Below are 22716 nucleotides of genomic sequence, written 5' to 3' on the forward strand. Positions count from 1 at the left end.
CGCACGGGCCTGCTGCGGGCGCCTCCTATTCAGAGGCCTGGCCGATGCTTGTGGGAGCGCGGCAGCAGGATCGTCGCGAGGCCCAGAAGCGGCAGGTAGGCGCAGAACTTATACACCCAGACGATGCCGTGGATGTCCGCGAGCTGGCCAAGCCCTGCCGCCCCGATCCCGCTGATCCCGAACATCAGGCCGAACATCAGCCCAGACACCAGCCCGACGCGGCCCGGGACGAGTTCCTGAGCATATACGACGAGCGCGGCGAACGCCGACGACATGATCAGGCCGATCGAGATGGCAAAGAGCGTCGTCCAGAAAAGATTGGCGTGCGGCAGGACCATCGCGAAGGGCGCCACGCCAAGGAAGGATGCCCAGATGACGGCTTTCCGGCCGATGCGATCGCCGACCGGCCCGCCGGCGAAGGTCCCGACCGCGACCGCGGCGAGGAAGCAGAACAGATAGAATTGGGATTCGCGCGCCGTCAGGCCGAACCGTTCGATGAGGTAGAAGGTGAAATAGTTGGTGAAGGCGCCGATGTAGATGAATTTCGCGAACATCAGGATGCCGATCGCGGCGAGCGCGCGGACGATTTCGGCGCGGCTGTGCGGCGAGGCATGGGATGCGGCAGGCGCGCCGGTCTGCGCGGCGCTGTGCCGCACCCTCCACCGCGTGACGCCGAAGAGCACCCAGATCGCCGCGATGGCGACGAAGGCGAGCCAGCCGACCGCGGTCTGCCCGAACGGCAGGATGATCGCCGACGCGACGATGGGGCCGAGGGCCGAGCCCGTGTTCCCGCCGACCTGGAAGGCCGACTGGGCCGTTCCGAAGCGGCCGCCCGACGCCATCCTGGCGACGCGCGATGCCTCCGGGTGGAAGGTCGCCGATCCGATGCCGATGACGGCGGAGGCGAGGATCAGGGCCGGATAACTGTCGGCCATCGCCAGTCCGCCGACGCCCACCAGCGTGACGATCATGCCGAGCGGCAGCAGATAGGGCAGGGGACGCTTGTCGGTATAGAGGCCGATCCACGGCTGGAGCAGCGAGGCCGTGACCTGATACACAAGCGCGATCCACCCGATCTGGCCGAAGCTCAGCCGATATTTGTCCTTGAGCAGCGGGTATATGGCCGGAAGCACCGCCTGGATCAGGTCGTTCAGGAGATGGGCGAAAGCGACGGCGCCGACGATCTGCACCACGAGCTTCGGCCCATCCTGACGCGGCATGGCGGGAGGGGGGATGTTGGGGGATGCGGTCAGGCTGGCGGTATCGGTCACGATCAGGTCTTTCGCTTTTCGGGAGGCGCCTCTCTAGCAACGGCATTTCTTTCCCGCTTGGTTGCATGAGCCAATCTTTTTTGCGAGTGGGACATCATGCACTTTCGTCCCGACGAGAATGATCAGGTGGATCGCCCCGTCATCGCGATCGGCCACGACTATCCGGATTCGTTCGAGCTGGCGGAGCATCGCCACCGCCGCAGCCAGTTTCTCTATGCGGCGACCGGCGTGATGGCGGTCAGCACGCCTTCGGGGGCATGGGTGGCGCCGCCCGAGCGGGCGGTCTGGATTCCCGGCGGCACGCCGCATTCGGTCCGCATGGTGGGCGCGGTGCAGACCCGCAGCGTTCTCGTCGAGCGCGGGGAGTGCGCCGCGCGGGGAACCGAATGTCAGGTCGTCGGCGTATCGCCGCTGCTCCGCCAGCTGCTGGGTGCCGCCGCCCATGTGCCGCCTGAATATGACGTCGCCGGCCGCGATGGGCTGGTCATGCGTCTCCTCATGGCGGAAATCGATCGTGCGCCGCTGATCCCGCTGGCGGTTCCCTTTCCGTCGCATCCCGCGCTCGCAAGGCGATGCCATGCCTTCCTCGAGCGGCCGAATGCCGCCGCGACGATCGACGAATGGGCGGATGCCATGGGGATCAACCGCCGCAGCTTCACGCGGCTCTTCCGGCGCGAGACGGGGATGAGCTTCGCCGAATGGCGCCAGCAGGCCTGCCTGTCGGCCGCGCTTCCGAAACTGGCGGCGGGAGAGCCGGTGACGTCGATCGCCTATGATCTCGGCTATGACGGCCCCGGCAATTTTTCGACAATGTTCAAGCGCATGCTCGGAGTTCCGCCGAGCCGCTACCGCCTGTCCTGATATATTCGACGCCGAGGCGCGGCATCCGGAGGGAGGCGCCGCGCCGATAAATCATCCCTGCGGGGGCACGGGCGGCGCCTCGGTCTCCACCGACAGGCCGTTCTTCATCAGCATGGGCAGCTGGGCGATACCGAACAGGATCGAGACCACCGTCACGCCCCAGGTCTTGATCGTCAGCCACTGATCGAAATCGAACTGCCAGCGCAGCAGCTCGTTCGCCACCGCCATCGCCAGGAAGAACCAGGCCCAGTTGCGCGAAAGCTTGCGCCAGCCCACGTCGCTCAGGCCGTCATAGGCGGCTTCCAGCACATATTTCAGCATCGGCTTGCCCATCAGCAGCCCGCCGAACAGCAGGCCCGCCAGCAGCAGATAGATGATCGTCGGCTTGATCTGGATGAACTTGGGATCGTGGAGGTAGATGGTGAGCCCGCCGAAGCCGACCACCAGGATCGCCGTAAGCCACAGCATCGGCGAGACATGGCCGAGCTTGATCTTGGAGATGAGCAGCGACGCCACGATCGCGACCATGAACACGGCGGTGCCGATGAACACGCCATAGACCTTGTAGGCGAGGAAGAAGATCAGCAGTGGGCCGAAATCCAGCAGCAGGCCGAGGCCGCCGGCATTCTTCCTTTTTCCCGCCTTGTCGTTTGACGTCTTGTCGTTCGGCGTTGCCGTCACGTCGGTCATTCCTTCACACCGGCAATCGCCCGCGCGACTTCGATCGCATCGAACGGCCTCAGGTCATCCATCCCCTCGCCCACGCCGATGGCATGGACGGGAAGCCCGTATTTCTCCGCCGCCGCCACCAGCACGCCGCCGCGCGCGGTGCCGTCCAGCTTGGTCATCACGAGGCCGGTCACGCCGGCCGTGTCGCGGAACACCTCGATCTGGTTCAGCGCATTCTGCCCCGTGGTGGCATCCAGCACGAGCACAACGTCGTGCGGCGCCTCCGGGTTCAGCCGGCCCAGCACCCGCCTGATCTTGGAAAGCTCGTCCATCAGGCCGGCCTTGTTCTGCAGGCGGCCCGCCGTATCGACGATCAGCACGTCGATGCCCGTCGCCGTGCCCTGCTTCACCCCTTCATAGACCAGGCTGGCCGCATCGCCGCCCTCCTTGCCGGAAATGATCGGCACGCCCACGCGATCGGCCCAGACCTGCAATTGCCCGATGGCGGCGGCGCGGAAGGTATCGCCCGCCACCAGCATCACCGAATAATCCTGTTCCTTCAGATAATGGGCGAGCTTGGCGATCGTCGTGGTCTTGCCCGATCCGTTGACGCCGATCACCAGGATCACCTGCGGGCGGGGGAAGGCCTCGATCTCCAGCGGCCTGGCCACGGGCGCCAGGATCTTCGCCACCTCCTGCGCGACGATCTCGCGCACCTCCTCCTCGGTCAGGCCCTTGTCGTAGCGGGCATCGCCCAGCCGTTCGCGCACGCGGGCAGCGGTCGCGGGGCCGAGGTCGGATGCGATCAACGCTTCCTCGATCTCGTCCAGCGTCGCCTTGTCGAGCTGCGCCTTGGTGAACAGGCCGGTCAGGTTCTCGCCCAACCGGTCGGATGTGCGGCGGAAGCCGCCCAATATCTTCTGGTGCCAGGGTGTGTCGGTCATGCGGGTTCCGCGATCAGCGTGTCATGCTCGCGCGCGAGGGCGCGGACGGGAAGGATGGCGCCGGGCTCGGCCGGGTTGGCGAGCTTCATGCGCGCGAAATTCTCGGCATGGCCGGTCCGGCCGTCGCGCTCCACCAGCAGGCGCTGCCGCGTGCCGACCAGGCCTTGCAGCCACCCCGCGCGCCGCCGGTCGGCCGCCTCGCGCAGCCGGGCCGCCCGCGTGCGGATCGTGGCGCGGTCGATCTGGGGCATGCGCGCGGCGGGCGTCCCCTCGCGCGGGGAGAAGGGGAAGATGTGGCCGAACACCACGTCGCAATCGTCGATCATCGCCAGCGTGTTGGCGGCCATCGCCTCGTCCTCGGTAGGGAAGCCGGCGATCAGGTCCGCGCCGATCGCGATTTCCGGCCGCTTCGCCTTCAGCCGGTCGATGATGGCGATCGCCTGCGCGCGGCTGTGGCGGCGCTTCATCCGCTTCAGGATCATGTCGTCGCCGGCCTGGAGCGAAAGGTGGAGGTGCGGCATGATCCGCGCCTCGCCGGTCAGCAGGTCGAACAGGCGGTCGTCGATCTCCACCGAATCGAGCGAGGAGAGCCGCAGCCGCTCGAGCGCGGGCACATGGGCGAGGATGCGCTCGACAAGCATGCCCAGGGTCGGTGCGCCGGGCAGGTCGGGGCCGTAGCTGGTGAGGTCGACGCCGGTCAGCACCACCTCGCGATGGCCGGCATCGACCAGTGCCTTCACCCTGTCTATCACCAGCCCGGCGGGCAGGGATCGGCTGTTTCCGCGGCCAAAGGGAATGATGCAGAAGGTGCAGCGATGGTCGCAGCCATTCTGCACCTCGACGAAGGCGCGGGCGTGCTCGGCGAAGGCGGCGGCCATGTGCGGGGCGGTCTGCCGCACGGCGAAGATGTCGGAGACGATCGTGTCACCGCCGGCGGCCGATGGCGCGAAACTCGCGGGGTTCAGCTTGTCCGCATTGCCGACCACGCGGGCGACTTCCGGCATGGCGGCGAAGCTCGCGGGATCGATCTGGGCGGCGCAGCCGGTAACGATGATCCGCGCCTCGGGCCGGGCACGGCTGGCGCGGCGGATGGCCTTGCGGGTCTCGCGCACCGCCTCCGCCGTCACCGCGCAGCTATTGACGATCACCACATCCTCGCCGTCGCCGGCCAGCGCGCGCATCGCCTCGCTCTCGGCGATGTTCAGCCGGCAGCCGAGGGTGATGAGCTCCGGTCCGCTCAAAGGCTGGCCTCGCCGGTGAAGACGTGGGTGGCCGGCCCGCTCATCAGCAGATGGCCGTCCCCGCTTTCGGCCAGCCGCAGGCTGCCGCCCGGCAGGTCGAGCCGTGCGGACGGGGCCAGCAGATCGAGCAGCCGCCCGGCCGCGAAGGTGGCGCAGGCCCCGGTGCCGCAGGCGCGCGTCAGCCCGGCGCCGCGTTCCCATGTCCGCATCACGAGATGATCGGGCGCGAGGACGTGGGCGATGTTGACGTTGATCCGTTCGGGAAAGACGAGATCATATTCGATGTCCGGCCCCAGCGTCTCCAGCGGCACGGCATGCACGTCCGGCACGAAGAACACGACATGCGGGTTGCCGACATTGACGGCGACGGGATTGGCCAGTTCCCCCCAGGCCAGTGGCAGGGCGCGGGTGTCCATGGCATAAGCGAGCGGGATCGCGTTCCAGTCGAAGCTGGGCTTGCCCATGTCCACGGTCGCGCCATCGCCTTCCAGCGCGGCGTGAAGGATGCCGGCGGCGGTGCGGATCGAAACGTCGCGGCCCACCAGCACGGGCACGCAGCGGGTGGCGTTGCCGCAGGCGGCCACTTCCGACCCGTCGGCGTTCCAGATGCGCATCGAGACATCGGTATCGCTGCCGGGGCCGATCAGGATGATCTGATCGCAGCCGATGCCGGTATGGCGATCGGCGATGGCGCGGGCGCGATCCGCATCGATGGCGACGGGATCGGTGCGCGCATCGACGACGACAAAATCATTGCCGAGGCCATGCATCTTGTGGAAGCGAAGGGACATGGCGCGCGATCTAGGGCCGCAGGCGGCGGAAGTCCATAAAGAGGCGATCTGGGAGCAGGCGGATGCCGTGCTCGCCTTCTGGCTGGCGGATACGCCGCCGGACAAGCGTTTCGCCAGAGATGACGCGCTGGATGCAGAGATTGCCGGCCGGTTCGGCGCGCTGATCGATGCGGTGGCGGCCTGCCATGGCGCGGGCTGGCGCGCCCATCCGCGCACGCTGCTGGCGGCGGTGATCCTGCTGGATCAGTTTTCGCGCAACATAAGGCGGGGGAGGGCGGATGCCTTCGCCAACGATCCGCTGGCCCGCGCGCTGACCGGCGAGGCGATCGCCAAGGGCTGGGACAAGGCGATGTCGGACGACGAGCGCCATTTCCTCTATATGCCGCTGATGCATTGCGAGCGGCTGGACGATCAGCTGCGCGGCCTGCCGCTGTTCGACCGGCTGGGCGATAATACCGCCGATTTCGCCCGCCGCCATTGCGCGCAGATCGCCCGCTTCGGCCGTTTTCCCGGCCGCAACGCCGCGCTGGGGCGGACATCGACGCCGGAGGAGGTGGAACTGCTTCGCCAGCCGGGGGCGGGGTTCTGAAGCGGGTTCCGCAGGGTTTGCGAAGCTAACGGATTTCGGATGGCGTGCCGGGCTGCGCCGATCGGTGTCGAGCCCACCGCTCCGTGCCCACCCCGGCCCCTCCCCTGGCGGGGAGGGGAGGGTGGCCCCGCGCCTTCGTGCGTGGGCCTTCGTGCGTGGTCAGTCCCGCGTCAGGAAGGCCATCACGACATTTTCGAATTCGGCCTTGCGCTCGATCATCGCCCAATGGCCGCAATTCGGGAAGACATGCAGTTCGGCGTTGGGGATCAGGCGCATCGGCACGAGCGCGCCGTCCAGCGGGTTCACCCGGTCGTCGCGGCCCCAGGCGATCAGCGTCGGCGCCTTGATCTTCGGCAGATAGGCGAAGCCCTGCGCCGCATCCGGGCCGCGGTTGAAGGCCGCGATCGCCTCCAGCGCCTGGCGGGTATACATCTTCTTGCTGGTTTCCATCGTCACCGGATCGGTGGCCGATTTCCAGCGCATCTCCATCAGTTCCTCGGTCAGGATCGACTTGTCGAACACCATCGATTCCAGCCACTGCACCAGCCGTTCGCGCGAGGGCTGCTCCACGAAGTCCACGAGCCGGGTCAGCCCTTCCGCGGGGAAGGTGCTGAGGATCCATACGCCGATGCCGCCGATGGTGACGAAGCGCCGCACGCGATCGGGATAGGCGGCGGCGAACTGCCCGCCGACGATCCCGCCATAGCTGTTGCCGAGGATATGGGCTTTCTCGATTCCCATGCCGTCGAGGAAGCGGCGCACCGCATCCACCGCCGCCGGCACCGGCAGGCCATCCACCGGCGCGCTCTTGCCGTAGCCCGGCAGGTCGAGGATGATGGTGCGGAAACGTTCGGCGAAGAAGGGCAGGTTGCGGCCGAAATTGGCCCAGCCTGTCACGCCCGGCCCCGAACCGTGGAGCAGCAGCAGCACCTCGCCCGAACCCGCTTCATGATAATGGAGCGCGCCGCCCGCATCGTCCAATATCCGGCTGGTTTCGTCAAAGCTCATTGCCGACATGCGCATCCTCCGATCATTGTTGGGGCGCATCTCGCACAAGAATGGGCTTATCGGCAAGCGTTCGCGTTGGGTTTTGCCTTGGGGTTGGCGGCGCGGCGGGGGTGCTCGCATCGGTGTTCGGGGAGGGAGATGACGACGCTTTCCGGGCGCAAGCTGCGCCCATGTTCCGCCGTCAGCCGCCGACCTGCACCAGCGGCAGATCCGCGCGCTCGCCCTCGGCCGGTAGCGGGATAAAGGTGTCGGTGATCCACAGCAGCTTGCCGGCGCCGTCCTCGATCCGGCCGTGCACGGCGATGCGATGGCCCGGCAGGATGCGGGCGGGATCATATTGCACCTCATAGGGCAGCGGCACCTGCCGGCCTTCGGTGGGCAGCCGCGCCTCCGCGATCAGCGTGGACGGAGCATCGGCGAGGGAGACGTCCTCGATGCGGACGACCAGCACGGCATCGGGCGGCAGCGCTATGCGCTGGCGATAGACGGCGATCCCTTCCAGCAGCACCAGCCTGCTCGGCTCCACCCTGGCGCCCGCGTGGCCGGGCGCGGTGTTGAACGGAACCGTCATCTGGCACGCCCCGGCGGCGAGCGGCAACGCCGCCACCAGCAGGAGGGACCGGACAGGCAGGGCGGATTTCATCCCTCTCTCCTCGAAAACGCGCCAAGTTACGGCGATCATGCCCGTTTTGCGGATGGCCGTCACGCTTCTGTTGCGCATGCCCGCGTGTTATAATCGGCTATTACACCATCGGAGGCCGTGGGGATGCTTCTCGATACCATATTCGCGGGCGTGATCGCCTCGGTCGCGGCCGGTGCGGCGGTGCAGCCGCCCGTGGCGTCGGTGCCGTCCGTCGTCAGCTCGGCGCCTGCCCTGGATTCGCAGGAGGTGCAGACGCTGGTGACGGCGCTCGATACCGCAGAGCGGATGACGGTGGGCGTCTATATCAACGGCAGTGGGCCCTATCATTTCGCGGTCGATACCGGTTCCGATCGCACCGTGGTGGCGCGCAGCCTGTCCGACCGGCTCGATTTGCCCAAGGGCGCCGGCGCCCTGATGCACAGCATGGGCGGCGAGAACCGGATCGGCACGGCGAAGATATCCACCCTCCAGGTCGGCGAACTGGAAGTGAAGGGGGTAACGGCGCCGGTGCTGGCCGATCAGCATCTCGGCGTGTCGGGCCTGCTGGGCGTCGACGGCCTCGTCAACCAACGGGTGGAGATGGATTTCATCGCCGGCAACATGAAGATCTACCCCTCGCGCGTGGTGCGGGAGGAGCCGGCGGACCCCGACACGATCGTCGTCAAGGCGCGGCGCAAATATGGCCAGCTGATCCTGGTCGATGCCGATATCGACGGGGAGAAGGTGAGCGTCATCCTCGATTCCGGCGCGCAGGTTTCGATCGGCAACAATGCGCTGCGCCGGAAGCTGGCGAGCAAGGGCAAGCAGGGTTCGGTGCAGGTGGTGACTTTGGTGGATGTCGCCGGCCGTTCGCTGCAGGCGGAGATGGGCCAGCTGCCCAAGATGCGGATCGGCGGCCTGCGCGTGGAGAATCTCTCGATCGCCTGGACGGAGGCCCATCCCTTCAAGATGTTCGGCCTGTCCAACAAGCCGGCGATGCTGCTGGGGATGGACCTGCTTCGTTCGTTCGAGCGGGTGTCGGTGGATTTCGGCAACAAGCGCGTGCGTTTCCTGCCGCGCGAAATGGGCAGGCGGGGCCTTGCCAGCCGCGAAACGGCGGGCGCCGCCGCACCGGCGCTTTAGCGGGACGGCTTGGCGGGGCGGCCGCGCGACCGGCTCAGAGCCGGGGCAGGGTGACGCCGCGCTGGCCCATATATTTGCCGGCGCGGTCGGCATAGCTCGTCTCGCACGGCTCGTTGCCCTGCAGGAACAGGAACTGGCACGCGCCTTCATTGGCATAGACCTTGGCGGGCAGCGGCGTGGTGTTGGAAAATTCCAGCGTCACATGGCCTTCCCAGCCGGGTTCCAGCGGCGTCACGTTCACGATGATGCCGCAGCGGGCATAGGTCGACTTGCCGAGGCAGATCACCAGCACGTCGCGCGGCACGCGGAAATATTCCACGGTGCGGGCCAGCGCGAAGCTGTTGGGCGGGATGATGCAGCAGTCCGTCTTGCGATCGACGAAGCTGTTGGCGGCGAAATCCTTGGGGTCCACCGTCGCCGAATCGACGTTGGTGAAGATCTTGAACTCGTCCGCCACGCGCGCGTCATAGCCGTAGGAGGACAGGCCGTAGCTGATGCAGCCGTCGCGCCGCTGCGCCTCGACGAAGGGTTCGATCATCCCGTCCGCCAGCGCGCGCTCGCGGATCCACTTGTCGGACATGATGGACATCAGCTCAATCCCAGATCGTCGGGCCCGAAGGCGAAGGGCAGGAGTTCGGACAGGAGGTGGCGCTCCACCGCGCCGCCATCGCCCGAAGCGCAATGGATCACGATGTCGCGGCCGCCCAGCTGCGCGGCCTCGTTCAATATCTGGCGGCAGCGGCCGCAGGGGCGCACCGGATCGGCCCCTGCGAGCCCGCCGGGCGTGATCCGCCCGCCGACGATGCCGATCGCCACCACGTCGCGCAGCCGCCCGGCGACGTTGGCGGCCGCCAGCGCCACCGTTTCCGCGCAGAGCGAGAGGCCATAGCTGGCATTTTCGAAATTGGTGCCGGGGATGATCGCGCCATCCTCCAGCAGCAGCGCCGCGCCCACGCCGAAGCGCGAATAAGGCGCGTGCGCGTTGCGGGCCGCCTCGCGCGCGGCATCGATCAGCACGGCGCCGGCGACGTCGCCCAGGTCCACTTCAGCCACGTTTCGTCCTCAACCCCGGATATGCAGCACGCAGATCAGCGTGAACAGGCGCCGCGCCGTATCGAAATCCACGTCGATCTTCCCCCGCAAACGTTCCATCAGCAGATCCGCCGCCTCGTTGTGGATGCCGCGCCGCGCCATGTCCACCGTCTCGATCTGCTGGGGCGTGGCCTGGCGGATCGCCTGGTAATAACTGTCGCAGATCGCGAAATAATCCTTGATGGGCCGGCGGAACCGCGCAAGCCCCAGGATCAGCGTTTCCAGGAGCTGGCCGTCCGCGCTCGAAATGTCGATCGCCAGCCGCCCTTCCTCCACCCGCAGGCGAATGCGGTAGGGGCCGGCATAGCCTTGCGGATAATCCCGCTGGGGATGGAAATGATTGCCCTCCAGCAGATCGAAGATCGCGATCCGCCGTTCCTGCTCGACATCGGCATTGCGCCAGATGATCGTCTTGTCGTCGAGATCGACGGCGATGATGCGCGGATCGGCCATAGGTGTCCCGCCCGCTGTTATCCGAGCGGCCGGCGAATCGCAAAGGGCGGAGGAGGGGAGGCGGGCCTCCCCGCCCCTCAGCTCCGCACGTGGACGGTGACGTCCGCGCTCGATCCCGCCACCAGCGGGCGATCGGGGGTGCAGTCCAGCTTCAGCCGCACGGGCACGCGCTGGGTGACCTTCACCCAATTGCCAGTGGCATTCTGGGCCGGCAGCATCGAGAATTGCGATCCCGTGCCCGATCCGATGCTGGCGACATGGGCGGCGCACGCCTTGCCGTCCATCGCGTCGAAGGCGATCTCCGCCTTCTGGCCGACGCGGACATGGGCGAGCTGGGTTTCCTTGAAATTGGCGTCCACCCAGTAATTGCCGCCCGCCACCAGCGTCGCGCTGGTCAGCGACGCGATCGCCATCGAGCCGGGCTGTAGCTTGTCCACCTGCACGATCACGCCGTCGGCCGGCGCGCGGATCTCGGTGCGGGCGAGGTCCAGCGCGGCCTTGTCGCGCGCGGCGATGGCGGCGGCGATCTGCGGATGCAGGCCGGCGCCGGCGGTGCCCAGCTTGGCGCGGGCGGCATTGGCGTCGGCGGACGCCACCGCGCGCTTCGCCTCGGCCGATGCCAGCGCCGCGCGTGCCGCGTCATAGGCGGCGCGGGTGGTGAAGCCCTTGTCCAGCAGGTCCTTCTGCCGCGCGAAATTCTCCTGGGCGAGCTGCACGTCCGATGCCATCGCCCCGATATCCGCCTCTTTGGAAACGAAGGTGCTCGACATCTCGTTCACCTGGATGCGGGCATTGCCCACGTCCGCCTCCGCCTGGGCCAGCGCGATGCGATAGGGTTCGGGATCGATGCGGAACAGCAGGTCGCCTTTCTTCACCCGCTGATTCTCGCGCACCGCTACCTCGACGATCCGGCCGCCCACCTCCGGCGATATGCTGATGATGTCGGCGCCCACCTGGGCGTTGTCGGTCGAAACGCTCCGCCCGCTCGTCGCCCACAGCCAGCCGCCGCCGGCCAGGATCACGGCCGGAACGGAAAGCATCAGCGGCCACCGCCAGCGCGACCGGGCCTTGCCCGCCACCTCGGCCGCGCCGTCCGCCTTGATCGATGTCATGTCGTTCATGCTACCTGCTTTCGCGCGTCGCCGGGGCGCCCGTCTTTCTCGCGCAGCGCCTCGCGGAGCCGTTCCAGGCTGTCAACCAGCTGGTTTCGCTCATCCTTCGTCAATGTGGCCAGAACCTCGCCTTCCACTTCCTTGCCCAGCGCCTCCAGCCGATCGACGATGGCATGGGCGGCGGGCAGCAGATGGAGCCGCCATACCCGCCGGTCGCGCGGATCGGCGCGGCGTTCGACCAGCCCGGCCTCGGCCAGCCGGTCGACCATGCGGCAGAGCGTGATCCGCTCCACCTCCAGCCGGTCGGCCAGTTCGGCCTGGTTCAGCCCTTCGTTGCGGGAGATGTGGAACAAGGCGCGCCATTGCTGGCGCGTCACCCCCAGCCCGCGCGCCCGCGCGTCGAAGCGGTAGCGGAAGGCGCGCGCCGTATCGTGCAGCAGCAATCCGATGCTTTCCGGGACATTGGCCGGCATGTCGGGGCTATTCGTAGTCATGCTTATATTATCCTGCCATGCCATAGGCATTGCAAGGTTGAGGTTCGTCTGCATTTCGCGGGAGGGACTCGCCTTTCCGATTGTCGCGGCGGCCCGCATCGGCGATGATGCGCGCCATGGCCGAACCTGTCCGATTGATGCCCGCGGCTTCCGCGGATGCCGCCGAATTGCCGCGCAACGTGGAGGCGGAAGCCGCCCTCCTCGGCGCGCTGATGATCGATAACCGCCTGTGCGAGGACGTGCAGGTCCGCCTGCGTTCGGATCATTTCTTCGAACCCGTCCATGGCCGCGTCTATGATGCGATCCTCAAGCTGGTCGATCGCAACATGGTCGCCAACCCCGTCACGCTCCGTCCGATGTTCGAAGGGGACGAGGCGATGCGCGAGCTGGGCGGCCCCGGCTATCTCGCGCAATTGACCGGCAGCGGCGCCGCGCTGATCGGCGCGCGCGATTTCGCGACCCAGATCTACGATCTCGCGCTGCTGCGCGAACTGATCGGCGTCGGCCGCAACATGGTGGAAAACGCGCTCGACACCAGCGAGTCGGTCGATCCCAAGAGCCAGATCGAGGCGGCAGAGGTCGCGCTCTACCGCGTGGCGGAGGAAGGCGGCGAGCAGGGCAGCGTCAAGAGCTTCGGCCAGGCCACCAAGCTGGCGGTCGAAAATGCCGAGCGCGCGCTCAATTCGGGCGGCCATGTCTCCGGCATCACCACCGGCCTCGATAGCGTGAACAGCCGGATCGGCGGCCTCCACCGTTCGGACCTCATCATCCTCGCCGGCCGCCCCGGCATGGGCAAGACCTCGCTCGCCACCAACATCGCCTTCAGCGCCGCGATACGCCGCGTGCGCGACCGGGAGGACGGCATTCCCGATGCCAGGTCGGTGGGCGCCGGCGTCGCCTTCTTCAGCCTCGAAATGTCGGCGGACCAGCTCGCCACCCGTATCCTGTCCGAACAGGCGGAGATCAGCTCGCAGAAGCTGCGCATGGGCGACATCAGCCACCAGGATTTCCGCAACCTCGCCCGCGCGGCGGCGGAGCTGGAGAATCTGCCGCTCTATATCGACGACACGCCCGGTCTCACCATCGCGGCGCTGCGCACCCGCGCCCGCCGGCTGAAGCGCCAGCGCGGCATCGACCTGATCGTGGTCGACTATCTCCAGCTCCTCCAGGGCTCCGGCAATTCGCGCGACGGCAACCGCGTGCAGGAAATTTCGGAAATCAGCCGCGGCCTCAAGCAGCTCGCCAAGGAACTGCACGTTCCGGTGATCGCGCTCTCCCAGCTCAGCCGCGCGGTCGAAAGCCGCGAGAACAAGCGGCCGCAGCTTTCGGACCTGCGCGAATCCGGATCGATCGAGCAGGACGCCGATATCGTCTGGTTCGTCTATCGCGAGGAATATTACATCAATTTCGAGAAACCGAAGGAAGCGTCGGTTGATGCCGGCGACGATGCCGGCGCGGTTTCCGCCTTCGATACCTGGCAGAAGCGGATGGCCGATGCCCACGGCCTGGCCGAGCTTGTCATCGCCAAGAACCGCCACGGCGCCACCGCGACCGTGACGCTGAAGTTCGAGAGCAAGTTCACCAAGTTCAGCGACCTGGCCGACGATCGCCTGCGCCCGGAACGGTAGGGGCGGAGACGCTCCGTTCTCTTTCTTCGTCATGCCAGCGCAGGCTGGCATCTCATGAGGTTGCCGCTAGATTCCGATCATGGAGCGCGGCGGCTGGACCTATATCATGACCAACAAGCCGCGCGGCGTGCTGTATATCGGTGTAACCGCGCATCTGGCGGCACGAGTGGCGCAGCATCGCGAAGGCCTGGGATCGGCCTTTTGCCGGCGCTACAATCTGCAGAGGCTCGTGCTTGTCGAGCCGCATTCCTCGATCGAGGAAGCGATCGCGCGTGAGAAGGCGCTCAAGGCATGGAAGCGTGCCTGGAAGGTGGCGCTTATCGAGATGGTCAATCCATGCTGGCACGATCTGGCGGATGACATCGGACTTGCATCCTGAGACCCCAGCTTGCGCTGGGGTGACGGAAAGGACGCACGCCAACTTCGGCCCGCAAAGCTTTGAAACAGAAACCGGCGCGGATGGCCTCTACAGGGTGTCCATCCCGTCAACCATGTTTCCAAGGACCGATGGCCAGTCTTCCCGATCCCACGCCCCCGATCGAAACCCCCGCGCGGCTCCGGCCGCTGCCGTTGCTGATCTTCTCGTCGCGCTGGCTGCAGCTTCCGCTCTATGTCGGGCTGATCGTCGCGCAATGCGTCTATGTCTTCCTGTTCCTCAAGGAGTTGTGGCACCTCGTCACCCACGCCGCCGATTTCGGGGAGCAGCAGATCATGCTCGTCGTGCTCGGCCTGATCGACGTGGTGATGATATCCAACCTGCTGGTGATGGTGATCGTCGGCGGTTATGAAACCTTCGTCTCGCGGCTGCGGCTGGAACGGCACCCGGACAACCCCGAATGGCTGAGCCACGTCAATTCGGGCGTGCTGAAGGTCAAGCTCGCTATGGCGATCATCGGCATCTCCTCCATCCATCTGCTGCGGACCTTCATCGAGGCGAGCGCCATTGGCATGCCCGGCGCGCGCGTCACGGAGACGGGCGTGATGTGGCAGGCGATCATCCACATGGCCTTCATCCTCTCCGCGCTGGGCATCGCCTGGGTCGATCGGATGACGCAGACGCGGCACTGAGGCGGGCGGGGGAGGGCGCCGCCGCCTTCCCCGCACCAAGACGCTGCGACACAAGGAGATTATCGCCGCGGAAGGATTTTGTTTCAGACCCGATATGAAGAGGATTCCGTGCGCCCGTTGATGCGGGACGGCGCCGCGCCCATATATATAACAGATAAGTGACCAAGGAATCACGCGGGCGGCCTCGACCTTTCCGCCCCGCATCGGAGTTTGCATGACCGAAATCCTCCCCGTCCTGCCGCTGCGCGACATCGTCGTGTTCCCGCAGATGATCGTTCCGCTCTTCGTGGGGCGCGACAAATCGGTGGCCGCGCTGGAAAGCGCGATGGCGGCGGACAAGGCGATCTTCCTGGTCGCCCAGCTCGATCCGTCCGAGGATGATCCCGATCGCGACGCGCTCTATGATATCGGCGTCGTCGCCACCGTTCTCCAGCTCCTGAAGCTGCCCGACGGCACCGTGCGCGTGCTGGTGGAGGGACGCCAGCGCGCGGCGCTCGCCACGCTCGATGCCGACGGCGATCATCTGACCGCCTCGGTGGACCTGATCGACGATCAGCCGGCCGAGGGTGACGAGATCGCGGCGCTGATGCGCTCGGTGGTCGAGCAGTTCGAAAATTACGCGAAGCTCAACAAGAAGATGCCGGCCGAAACCGCCGTCCAGCTCAGCCAGATCGAGGATCCGGCGCGGCTGGCCGATGCGGTGTCGTCCAACATCAACATCAAGGTCGCCGACAAGCAGACCCTGCTCGTCGAGCTCGATCCCGCCAAGCGGCTCGAAATGGCCTTCGCCTTCATGGAAGGCGAGCTGGGCGTCCTCCAGGTGGAAAAGAAGATCCGCAGCCGCGTGAAGCGGCAGATGGAGAAGACCCAGCGCGAATATTATCTGAACGAGCAGCTCAAGGCGATCCAGCGCGAGCTGGGCAATGCCGAGGAAGGCGAGGGCGGCGACGAGCTGGCCGAGCTGGCGCAGAAGATCACCAAGCTCAAGCTTTCGAAGGAGGCCCGCGCAAAGGCGAATGCGGAGCTGAAGAAGCTGCGCACCATGGCGCCGATGTCGGCCGAAGCGACCGTCGTCCGCAATTATCTGGACGTGCTGCTCGGCCTGCCCTGGGGTAAGAAGTCGAAGCTCAAGAAGGATATCGCCGTCGCCCAGGCCGTGCTCGATGCCGATCATTACGGGCTGGAGAAGGTGAAGGAGCGGATCGTCGAATATCTCGCGGTCCAGGCGCGCACCAACAAGCTGAAGGGGCCGATCCTGTGCCTCGTCGGCCCGCCCGGCGTGGGCAAGACCTCGCTCGGCCGCTCGATCGCCAAGGCGACGGGGCGCGAATTCGTGCGCCAGTCGCTGGGCGGTGTGCGCGACGAGGCCGAGATCCGCGGCCATCGCCGCACCTATATCGGCTCGCTGCCGGGCAAGGTCGTCACCAACCTCAAGAAGGCGGGCACGTCCAACCCGCTCTTCCTGCTCGACGAGATCGACAAGCTCGGCCAGGATTTCCGGGGCGATCCCGCGTCCGCGCTGCTGGAGGTGCTCGACCCGGAACAGAACAGCAAGTTCCAGGATCATTATCTGGAGGTCGATGTCGACCTGTCGGACGTGATGTTCGTCACCACCGCCAACTCGCTGAACCTGCCGCAGCCGCTGCTCGACCGCATGGAGATCATCCGGCTCGAAGGCTATACCGAGGACGAGAAGGTCGAGATCGCGAAGGCGCACCTGATCGCCAAGCAGATCGAGGCGCATGGGCTGAAGGCCGGTGAGTTCATCCTCACCGACGCCGGCCTGCGCGACCTGATCCGCTATTATACCCGCGAAGCCGGCGTCCGCACGCTGGAGCGGGAGATCGCGAAGCTCGCCCGCAAGGCGCTGCGCCGCATCCTCGAAGGCAAGGCCGAAACGGTCGAGATCACGCCCGAAAATCTTTCCGAGTTCGCCGGCGTCCGCAAGTTCCGCTTCGGCGTGGGCGAGGAGGAGGACCAGATCGGCGCCGTCACCGGCCTCGCCTGGACGGAAGTCGGTGGCGAGCTGCTGACGATCGAGGCCGTCACCGTGCCGGGCAAGGGCGCCATCGCCACCACCGGCAAGCTGGGCGACGTGATGAAGGAATCGGTGCAGGCCGCCTTCTCCTTCGTGAAGGCCCGCGCGCCGGCTTATGGCATCAAGCCCAGCCTGTTCGGCCGCAAGGACGTGCATATCCACCTGCCCGAGGGCGCGGTGCCCAAGGACGGCCCTTCCGCCGGCATCGGCATCGTCACCGCGATCGTCTCCACGCTCACCGGCATTCCGGTACGGCGCGAGGTGGCGATGACGGGCGAAGTCACGCTGCGCGGCCGGGTGCTGCCGATCGGCGGCCTCAAGGAAAAGCTGCTGGCGGCGCTGCGCGGCGGTATCACCCACGTGATGATCCCGCAGGAGAATGAGAAGGATCTGGCGGAAATCCCCGCCAATATCCGCGAAGGGCTGAAGATCACGCCGGTCAAGCATGTCGATGAGGTGCTGGCCCTGGCGCTGGCCCAGCCGGTTTCGCCGATCGACTGGACGGAAGCGGACGATCTGGCCGCGCCGCCCGTGCCGCATCTTGCCGGCGAGGCCGGGGCTGCGATTCACCACTGATTCGCCAAGGCGAACGAGGGGCGGCGATCCGGTTTTTACCGGGTCGCCGCCTTTCTTTTTTCGCTCCGGCACCGAATCGAGCCGCGCCAAATCGGCCCGAACCTCGAAAAACCCGCTATTTAGGCGCGCTTTCCTTTTGACACGCCTATCGGCGCTGTTCTTAGATGCGCGCCCGGCCTTGGCCGCGACTCAAATAATCGCACCTTATTCAAGGGGGTTCCTCGGGCATGAACAAGCAAGAACTGATCGCGTCGGTCGCCGAGGCGACAGGCCTCAGCAAGAACGACGCTTCGAAGGCCGTGGAAGGGGTTTTCGATACGATCAGCGGCGCGCTCAAGAAGGGGGATGAGGTTCGCCTCGTCGGCTTCGGCACCTTCTCGGTCTCCAAGCGCAAGGCATCCACCGGCCGCAACCCGCGCACCGGCGAGCCGATGAAGATCAAGGCTTCCAGCCAGCCGAAGTTCAAGGCGGGCAAGGGCCTGAAGGACGCGGTCAACTAAGGATCGGGGCCGGCCCGGTGGGGATCGGGCCGGCCGCTTCTCCGCGATCGCGCGCGATGTCGCGATGATCTGGGGATATCTCGCCGATGGGGCTGGACAAGTCCGCGGCGACCGCCTAAGCGCCTCCCCGCAACGCCGATCGCCAGCCCCGCTGGCCCCGATGATCGGCCCCAAGCGAAGCGTGGGCGCGTAGCTCAGCGGTAGAGCACACCCTTCACACGGGTGGGGTCACAGGTTCAATCCCTGTCGCGCCCACCACGCTTCTTTCCTCCTTCCAGCGATGTTTTCCGGCCGGCGCCCGAGCCAGCCTTTCCGGGCCGCGAGAATTTCCATTCCTTGCGGTGTGGCCCCCCCACGCCCTATCTCGGGCGCGAGATATTGAGATTCACGAGCAAAGGCGATCCATGACCGCGACCCATTCCACCCGCATGCTCATCCTCGGTTCGGGGCCGGCTGGCCTTTCGGCGGCGATCTATGCCGCACGCGCCGGGATGGCGCCGATCGTGCTGCAGGGCATCCAGCCGGGCGGCCAGCTGACCATCACCACCGATGTGGAGAATTATCCGGGCTTCGCGGACGTCATCCAGGGCCCGTGGCTGATGGAGCAGATGCAGCGCCAGGCCGAGCATGTCGGCGCGCGGATGATGTGGGACACGATCGTCGAGGTCGATTTCTCGAAGCGCCCCTTCCGCCTCATCGGCGACAGCGGCACCGTCTATGAAGGCGATACGGTGGTGATCGCCACCGGCGCCCAGGCGCGCTGGCTGGGCCTGCCCAGCGAGCTGAAGCTGCAGGGCAAGGGCGTTTCCGCCTGCGCCACCTGCGACGGCTTCTTCTATCGCGGCAAGAAGGTCGCGGTGATCGGCGGCGGCAACACCGCGGTCGAGGAAGCGATCTACATGACCAACCACAGCCCGGACGTGACGCTGATCCACCGCCGCGATTCGCTGCGCGCGGAAAAGATTCTCCAGGACCGCCTTTTCGCCCATCCGCGCATCAAGGTGCTGTGGAACAAGGAAGTCGCGGAGTTCGTGGGCGGCGGCGATCCCGAGGGCCTCGTCGCGCTCTCGCTGCGCGATACGGTGACGGGTGAGGTTAGCAGCCTCGATGTCGACGGCGGCTTCGTCGCGATCGGCCATTCGCCGGCCACCGATCTCTTCCGCGGCCATATCGCGCTCGACAGCGACGGCTATATCGCGGTGGAGCCGGGCAGCACGCGGACCAGCGTGGCCGGGGTGTTCGCCTGCGGCGACGTGATGGACAAGGTCTATCGCCAGGCGGTGACGGCGGCGGGCACGGGCTGCATGGCGGCGCTGGATGCGGAACGCTTCCTGGCCCATGCCGATTTCGAGGCGAAGGCCACGGTCGCGGCCTGAGGATATGGGGGGAGGCGGCCTCAGGCCGCCTTCGCCACCTTGGCCTTGGCGAAGGCCACCAGCGCGCCGAAGCTTTCCAGCAGCTCGCCGTCCACCTCGTCATCGTCGATGATGATGCCCAGCCGGTCCTCCAGCTCCGTCAGCAGGCCGGCCACCGCCATCGAATCGAGTTCCGGCATGGCGCCGAACAGCGGCGTTCCGGGTTCGAGCGCGGCCGTGCGCGCATCGCCCAGCCCGAGCAGGTCGCCCAGCACGCCGCGAACCGCCGTTTCGACATCGATCCCATCGCCGACCATCTAATCCCTCGTCTTCTGGCGAACCCGAACGGCGGTCGCCTAGCCGCTTCGCACGCGCGGGACAAGCATCGGCCGGGTTTCCACCGGGCCGTGGGCGCGCTATCGCCTCCGGCCCAGCATCAGCGCGAAGGAGCATGAGGGGTGCCCGCGACCGATCCCAATCCCGATCCCCGCCCGCTCGATCATCTGCCGCTGATGGGCGCGGCCGATGCGCTGGCGCTGGTCGATCGGGCTGGCGCGCTGGATTATACGGGGCTCGATCGCGCGGTGGGCGCGCTGGCCCGCGCGCTGGCCGATCGCGGCCTCGCCCCCGGCGCGCGCGTCGCCTCATGGCTGGCCAAGACGCGGCTGGCGAGCCTGCTGCCGCTGGCCTGCGCGCGGGCCGGCTTCGTCCACGTTCCCGTCAACCCGCTGCTGAAGCGCGCCCAGCTTGCCCACATCCTCGCCGATAGCGGGGCCGCGCTACTGATCGCCGGCCCCAGCCGCGTCGCGACGCTGGAGGCGGGGGACCGCCCCGCCGATTGCGCGCTGCTGATCGAGGACGAGGCCGGCGCCGCCACGCTCGCCGCCCAGTCCGGCCTGCCGCCGTCCTCGGCCGATCCGGCCGGTCTGGCCGCCATCCTCTATACCTCCGGCTCCACCGGCCGGCCCAAGGGGGTGATGCTGAGCCACGCCAATCTCTGGCTGGGTGCCGTTTCCGTCGCGCATTATCTGCGGCTTAGGCCGGATGACCGCACGCTCGCCGTGCTGCCCTTCAGCTTCGATTACGGCCAGAACCAGCTGCTTTCCACCTGGGCGGCGGGGGGCTGCGTCCACCCGCTCGATTACCTCACCGCGCGCGACGTGATCCGCGCGGTGGAACGCCACGCCATCACCACGCTGGCCGGCGTGCCGCCCTTGTGGGTGCAGCTTGCCGAGGCGGACTGGCCGGCCGAAACCGCCGCCCGCCTGCGCCGCCTGACCAATTCGGGCGGCCGCCTGCCGGTGCCGCTGATCCGCCGTCTGCGCGCGCTCTTCCCCAATGCTGATCTCTATTCGATGTATGGGCTGACGGAGGCGTTCCGTTCCACCTATCTCGATCCCGCCCTGGTCGATGCCCACCCGGAATCGATCGGCCGCGCCATTCCCTTCGCCGAGGTGATGGTGGTCCGCGCCGACGGCAGCCCCACCGAAGCCGGCGAGCCGGGCGAGCTGGTCCATGCCGGCCCGCTGGTGGCGCAAGGCTATTGGCGCGATGAGGAGCGGACCGCGCACCGCTTCCGCCCCGCGCCCTCCCATTCGCGCCATGGCGGCACCGCCGTCTGGTCCGGCGATACGGTGGCGGTGGACGGGGAGGGGCTGCTCCACTTCGTCGGCCGCGATGACGAGATGATCAAGACGTCCGGCAACCGCGTCAGCCCGACGGAGGTGGAGGAAGCCGCCATCGCCACCGGGCTTGCGGCGGAAGCCGTCGCCATCGGCGTGGCGGACGATCGGCTGGGCGAGGCGATCCTCCTCGTCCTCAGGGGCGATCCCGCGCAGGAGGCGGCGCTGCGCGATGCGCTGAAGCGCGATCTCCCCAATTTCATGCAGCCGCGCGCGATCGTCTGGCGGGCGGATCTTCCCCGCAACGCCAATGGCAAGGTCGATCGCGCCGGCCTGAAGGCGGAGCTTGCGGCATGAAGCCGATGGGAACCATCCCGGTCGATTACCGGGCGATCGGCGGCGAGCTTGCCGTGGGCGGCCATCCCGTCTCCGCGCTGGTCGCCGAGGCCGGGGATACGCCGCTCTTCGTCTATGACCGCGCGATCATGGCCGCGCGCGTTGCCGCGCTTCGGGCCGCGCTGCCCGCTGAGGTCGCGATCCATTATGCGATGAAGGCCAATCCGCACCCGGATGTCGTCGCCGCCTTCGTGGGGCTGGTGGACGGCCTCGACGTCGCTTCGGCGGGCGAGATGGGCGTCGCGCTCGCCAGCGGCATGGCTGCCGATCACGTCTCCTTTGCCGGCCCCGGCAAGCGCGATCGGGAACTCGAGGCCGCGATCGCCGCCGGCGTCACCCTGAACCTGGAATCCGCTGCCGAAGGCTGGCGCGCCATCGCCATTGCCGGGCGGCTCGGCATCCGGCCCAGGCTCGCCGTGCGGGTGAACCCCGATTTCGAGATCAAGGGATCGGGCATGCGCATGGGCGGCGGTGCGCGGCCCTTCGGCGTGGACGAGGCGGAGGCGGCCGCGCTCTGCCGCGATATGATCGCCGCCGGGGCGGACTGGCGCGGCTTCCACATCTTTGCCGGATCGCAGGCGCTGGATGCCGCCGCGATCATCGAGGCGCAGGCCGCCACGCTCGCGCTCGCCGCAAGGCTGGCAGGGGAGGTCGGCGCGCTACCGCCGCTCGTCAATCTCGGCGGCGGTTTCGGCATTCCCTATTTCCCCACGGAAAAGCCGCTCGATATCGCCGCCATCGGTGCGGCGCTGGGCGAAAGGCTGGCCGATCGCCCGGCGGCGCTTGCCCAAAGCGCGTTCGCGATCGAGCTTGGCCGCTGGCTGGTGGGAGAGGCGGGCGTCTACCTGACCCGCATCGTCGACCGGAAGATCAGCCATGGCGAGGTCTTCCTCGTCACCGATGGCGGGCTGCATCACCAGCTCGCGGCGTCGGGCAATTTCGGCACGGTCGTCCGCCGCAACTATCCGGTGGCCATCGCCAGCCGCTTTACGGAGGAAGCGGCCGAGGTGGCGAGCATCGTCGGCTGCCTCTGCACCCCGCTGGATCGGCTTGCCGAAAAGGTGCTGCTGCCCCGCGCGGAGGTGGGCGATATCGTCGCCGTGTTCATGGCCGGCGCCTACGGGGCCACTGCCAGCCCCTCGGCCTTCCTGGGCCACCCGCCGGCCATTGAAATGATGGTCGGCTAGGGCGGCATCCGCTGGATTGAGCGAAGGCGCGTCAGGAAAGGGGCGGCCCGGCCGCG

Annotated in this window: 24 protein-coding genes and 1 tRNA gene; 12 read left to right on the forward strand and 13 right to left on the reverse strand. The window is 67.3% G+C overall.

The annotated features are described in order from the left end of the window. Positions 1-29: 29 nt before the first annotated feature. The gene (locus tag CV103_RS03885; protein ID WP_245896637.1) at positions 30-1271 is read right to left on the reverse strand and encodes an MFS transporter; all 1242 of its coding nucleotides are present in this window, start codon (positions 1269-1271) and stop codon (positions 30-32) included. Between the two features lie 96 nt (positions 1272-1367). Here CV103_RS03885 and CV103_RS03890 point away from each other — a divergent pair, with 96 nt between their 5' ends. Further along, positions 1368-2132: an AraC family transcriptional regulator gene (locus CV103_RS03890; protein WP_015457367.1), complete on the forward strand. Its 765-nt coding sequence runs from the start codon at positions 1368-1370 to the stop codon at positions 2130-2132. 51 nt (positions 2133-2183) lie between these two features. On the opposite strand, the gene ispZ is transcribed toward CV103_RS03890, so the two are convergent. The 4 genes from ispZ to dapF are packed head-to-tail and all read right to left on the reverse strand — an operon-like array spanning position 2184 to position 5777. After that, positions 2184-2822: a septation protein IspZ gene (ispZ, locus tag CV103_RS03895; protein WP_015457366.1), complete on the reverse strand. Its 639-nt coding sequence runs from the start codon at positions 2820-2822 to the stop codon at positions 2184-2186. Further along, a complete protein-coding gene (gene ftsY, locus CV103_RS03900) occupies positions 2819-3745 on the reverse strand; it encodes a signal recognition particle-docking protein FtsY (protein WP_015457365.1) in 927 nt (308 codons plus the stop codon). Before ftsY ends, ispZ begins: the two co-directional genes overlap by 4 nt. After that, complete coding sequence (gene mtaB, locus CV103_RS03905; protein WP_107394023.1) at positions 3742-4986, reverse strand: tRNA (N(6)-L-threonylcarbamoyladenosine(37)-C(2))-methylthiotransferase MtaB; 1245 nt, start codon at positions 4984-4986, stop codon at positions 3742-3744. The genes ftsY and mtaB overlap by 4 nt, the downstream gene beginning before the upstream one ends. Beyond that, positions 4983-5777, reverse strand: coding sequence for a diaminopimelate epimerase (gene dapF, locus CV103_RS03910; protein WP_015457363.1), 795 nt, complete (start codon positions 5775-5777; stop codon positions 4983-4985). The genes mtaB and dapF overlap by 4 nt, the downstream gene beginning before the upstream one ends. Here dapF and CV103_RS03915 point away from each other — a divergent pair. Further along, entirely contained in the window at positions 5776-6366 is a 591-nt protein-coding gene (locus CV103_RS03915) for a DUF924 family protein (RefSeq protein ID WP_070934241.1), read from the forward strand. The genes dapF and CV103_RS03915 overlap by 2 nt on opposite strands. Before the next feature lie 159 nt (positions 6367-6525). Here CV103_RS03915 and CV103_RS03920 read toward each other — a convergent pair whose 3' ends face one another. Further along, entirely contained in the window at positions 6526-7374 is an 849-nt protein-coding gene (locus CV103_RS03920) for an alpha/beta fold hydrolase (RefSeq protein ID WP_015457361.1), read from the reverse strand. A gap of 181 nt (positions 7375-7555) precedes the next feature. Beyond that, positions 7556-8017, reverse strand: coding sequence for a YbaY family lipoprotein (locus CV103_RS03925; protein ID WP_107394133.1), 462 nt, complete (start codon positions 8015-8017; stop codon positions 7556-7558). A 123-nt stretch (positions 8018-8140) separates the two neighbouring features. On the opposite strand from CV103_RS03925, the gene CV103_RS03930 reads away from it, so the two are divergent. After that, positions 8141-9139, forward strand: coding sequence for a retroviral-like aspartic protease family protein (locus CV103_RS03930; RefSeq protein ID WP_107394025.1), 999 nt, complete (start codon positions 8141-8143; stop codon positions 9137-9139). 34 nt (positions 9140-9173) lie between these two features. On the opposite strand, the gene dcd is transcribed toward CV103_RS03930, so the two are convergent. The 5 genes from dcd to CV103_RS03955 form a co-directional block, all read right to left on the reverse strand. Beyond that, the gene (gene dcd, locus CV103_RS03935; protein WP_015457358.1) at positions 9174-9728 is read right to left on the reverse strand and encodes a dCTP deaminase; all 555 of its coding nucleotides are present in this window, start codon (positions 9726-9728) and stop codon (positions 9174-9176) included. Then, positions 9728-10192, reverse strand: a complete 465-nt coding sequence (locus CV103_RS03940; RefSeq protein WP_211314345.1) for a cytidine deaminase — start codon at positions 10190-10192, stop codon at positions 9728-9730. The genes dcd and CV103_RS03940 overlap by 1 nt, the downstream gene beginning before the upstream one ends. Positions 10193-10201: 9 nt before the next feature. Further along, positions 10202-10684 carry a UPF0262 family protein gene (locus CV103_RS03945; RefSeq protein WP_015457356.1) on the reverse strand — a complete coding sequence of 161 codons (483 nt, stop codon included), beginning with the start codon at positions 10682-10684 and terminating at the stop codon, positions 10202-10204. 77 nt (positions 10685-10761) lie between these two features. After that, complete coding sequence (locus tag CV103_RS03950; RefSeq protein WP_015457355.1) at positions 10762-11805, reverse strand: HlyD family secretion protein; 1044 nt, start codon at positions 11803-11805, stop codon at positions 10762-10764. Then, positions 11802-12290, reverse strand: coding sequence for a MarR family winged helix-turn-helix transcriptional regulator (locus CV103_RS03955; protein WP_236626840.1), 489 nt, complete (start codon positions 12288-12290; stop codon positions 11802-11804). Before CV103_RS03955 ends, CV103_RS03950 begins: the two co-directional genes overlap by 4 nt. 116 nt (positions 12291-12406) lie before the next feature. On the opposite strand from CV103_RS03955, the gene CV103_RS03960 reads away from it, so the two are divergent. From CV103_RS03960 to trxB, 7 genes are all read left to right on the forward strand, one after another. Continuing rightward, on the forward strand, positions 12407-13918 hold the full coding sequence (locus CV103_RS03960) for a replicative DNA helicase (protein ID WP_015457353.1): 1512 nt from the start codon (positions 12407-12409) through the stop codon (positions 13916-13918). A gap of 79 nt (positions 13919-13997) precedes the next feature. Next, a complete protein-coding gene (locus CV103_RS03965) occupies positions 13998-14297 on the forward strand; it encodes a GIY-YIG nuclease family protein (RefSeq protein WP_107394026.1) in 300 nt (99 codons plus the stop codon). A gap of 128 nt (positions 14298-14425) precedes the next feature. After that, positions 14426-14986: a TIGR00645 family protein gene (locus CV103_RS03970; protein WP_107394027.1), complete on the forward strand. Its 561-nt coding sequence runs from the start codon at positions 14426-14428 to the stop codon at positions 14984-14986. Positions 14987-15200: 214 nt separating this feature from the next. Further along, on the forward strand, positions 15201-17600 hold the full coding sequence (gene lon / locus CV103_RS03975; RefSeq protein ID WP_015457350.1) for an endopeptidase La: 2400 nt from the start codon (positions 15201-15203) through the stop codon (positions 17598-17600). Between the two features lie 227 nt (positions 17601-17827). After that, the gene (locus tag CV103_RS03980) at positions 17828-18100 is read left to right on the forward strand and encodes an HU family DNA-binding protein (RefSeq protein WP_015457349.1); all 273 of its coding nucleotides are present in this window, start codon (positions 17828-17830) and stop codon (positions 18098-18100) included. Between the two features lie 183 nt (positions 18101-18283). Beyond that, positions 18284-18358, forward strand: a tRNA-Val gene (locus CV103_RS03985). A gap of 146 nt (positions 18359-18504) precedes the next feature. Next, positions 18505-19476, forward strand: coding sequence for a thioredoxin-disulfide reductase (gene trxB / locus CV103_RS03990; RefSeq protein WP_107394028.1), 972 nt, complete (start codon positions 18505-18507; stop codon positions 19474-19476). A gap of 20 nt (positions 19477-19496) precedes the next feature. Here trxB and CV103_RS03995 read toward each other — a convergent pair whose 3' ends face one another. Next, positions 19497-19772, reverse strand: coding sequence for a phosphopantetheine-binding protein (locus CV103_RS03995; RefSeq protein WP_107394029.1), 276 nt, complete (start codon positions 19770-19772; stop codon positions 19497-19499). 195 nt (positions 19773-19967) lie between these two features. Here CV103_RS03995 and CV103_RS04000 point away from each other — a divergent pair, with 195 nt between their 5' ends. Further along, positions 19968-21434 carry an acyl-CoA ligase (AMP-forming), exosortase A system-associated gene (locus CV103_RS04000; protein ID WP_107394135.1) on the forward strand — a complete coding sequence of 489 codons (1467 nt, stop codon included), beginning with the start codon at positions 19968-19970 and terminating at the stop codon, positions 21432-21434. Then, entirely contained in the window at positions 21431-22660 is a 1230-nt protein-coding gene (locus tag CV103_RS04005) for a pyridoxal-dependent decarboxylase, exosortase A system-associated (protein ID WP_107394030.1), read from the forward strand. The genes CV103_RS04000 and CV103_RS04005 overlap by 4 nt, the downstream gene beginning before the upstream one ends. Positions 22661-22716: the final 56 nt, after the last annotated feature.

The organism is Edaphosphingomonas fennica (assembly GCF_003034225.1).
Classification (GTDB): Bacteria; Pseudomonadota; Alphaproteobacteria; order Sphingomonadales; family Sphingomonadaceae; genus Sphingomonas_E; species Sphingomonas_E fennica.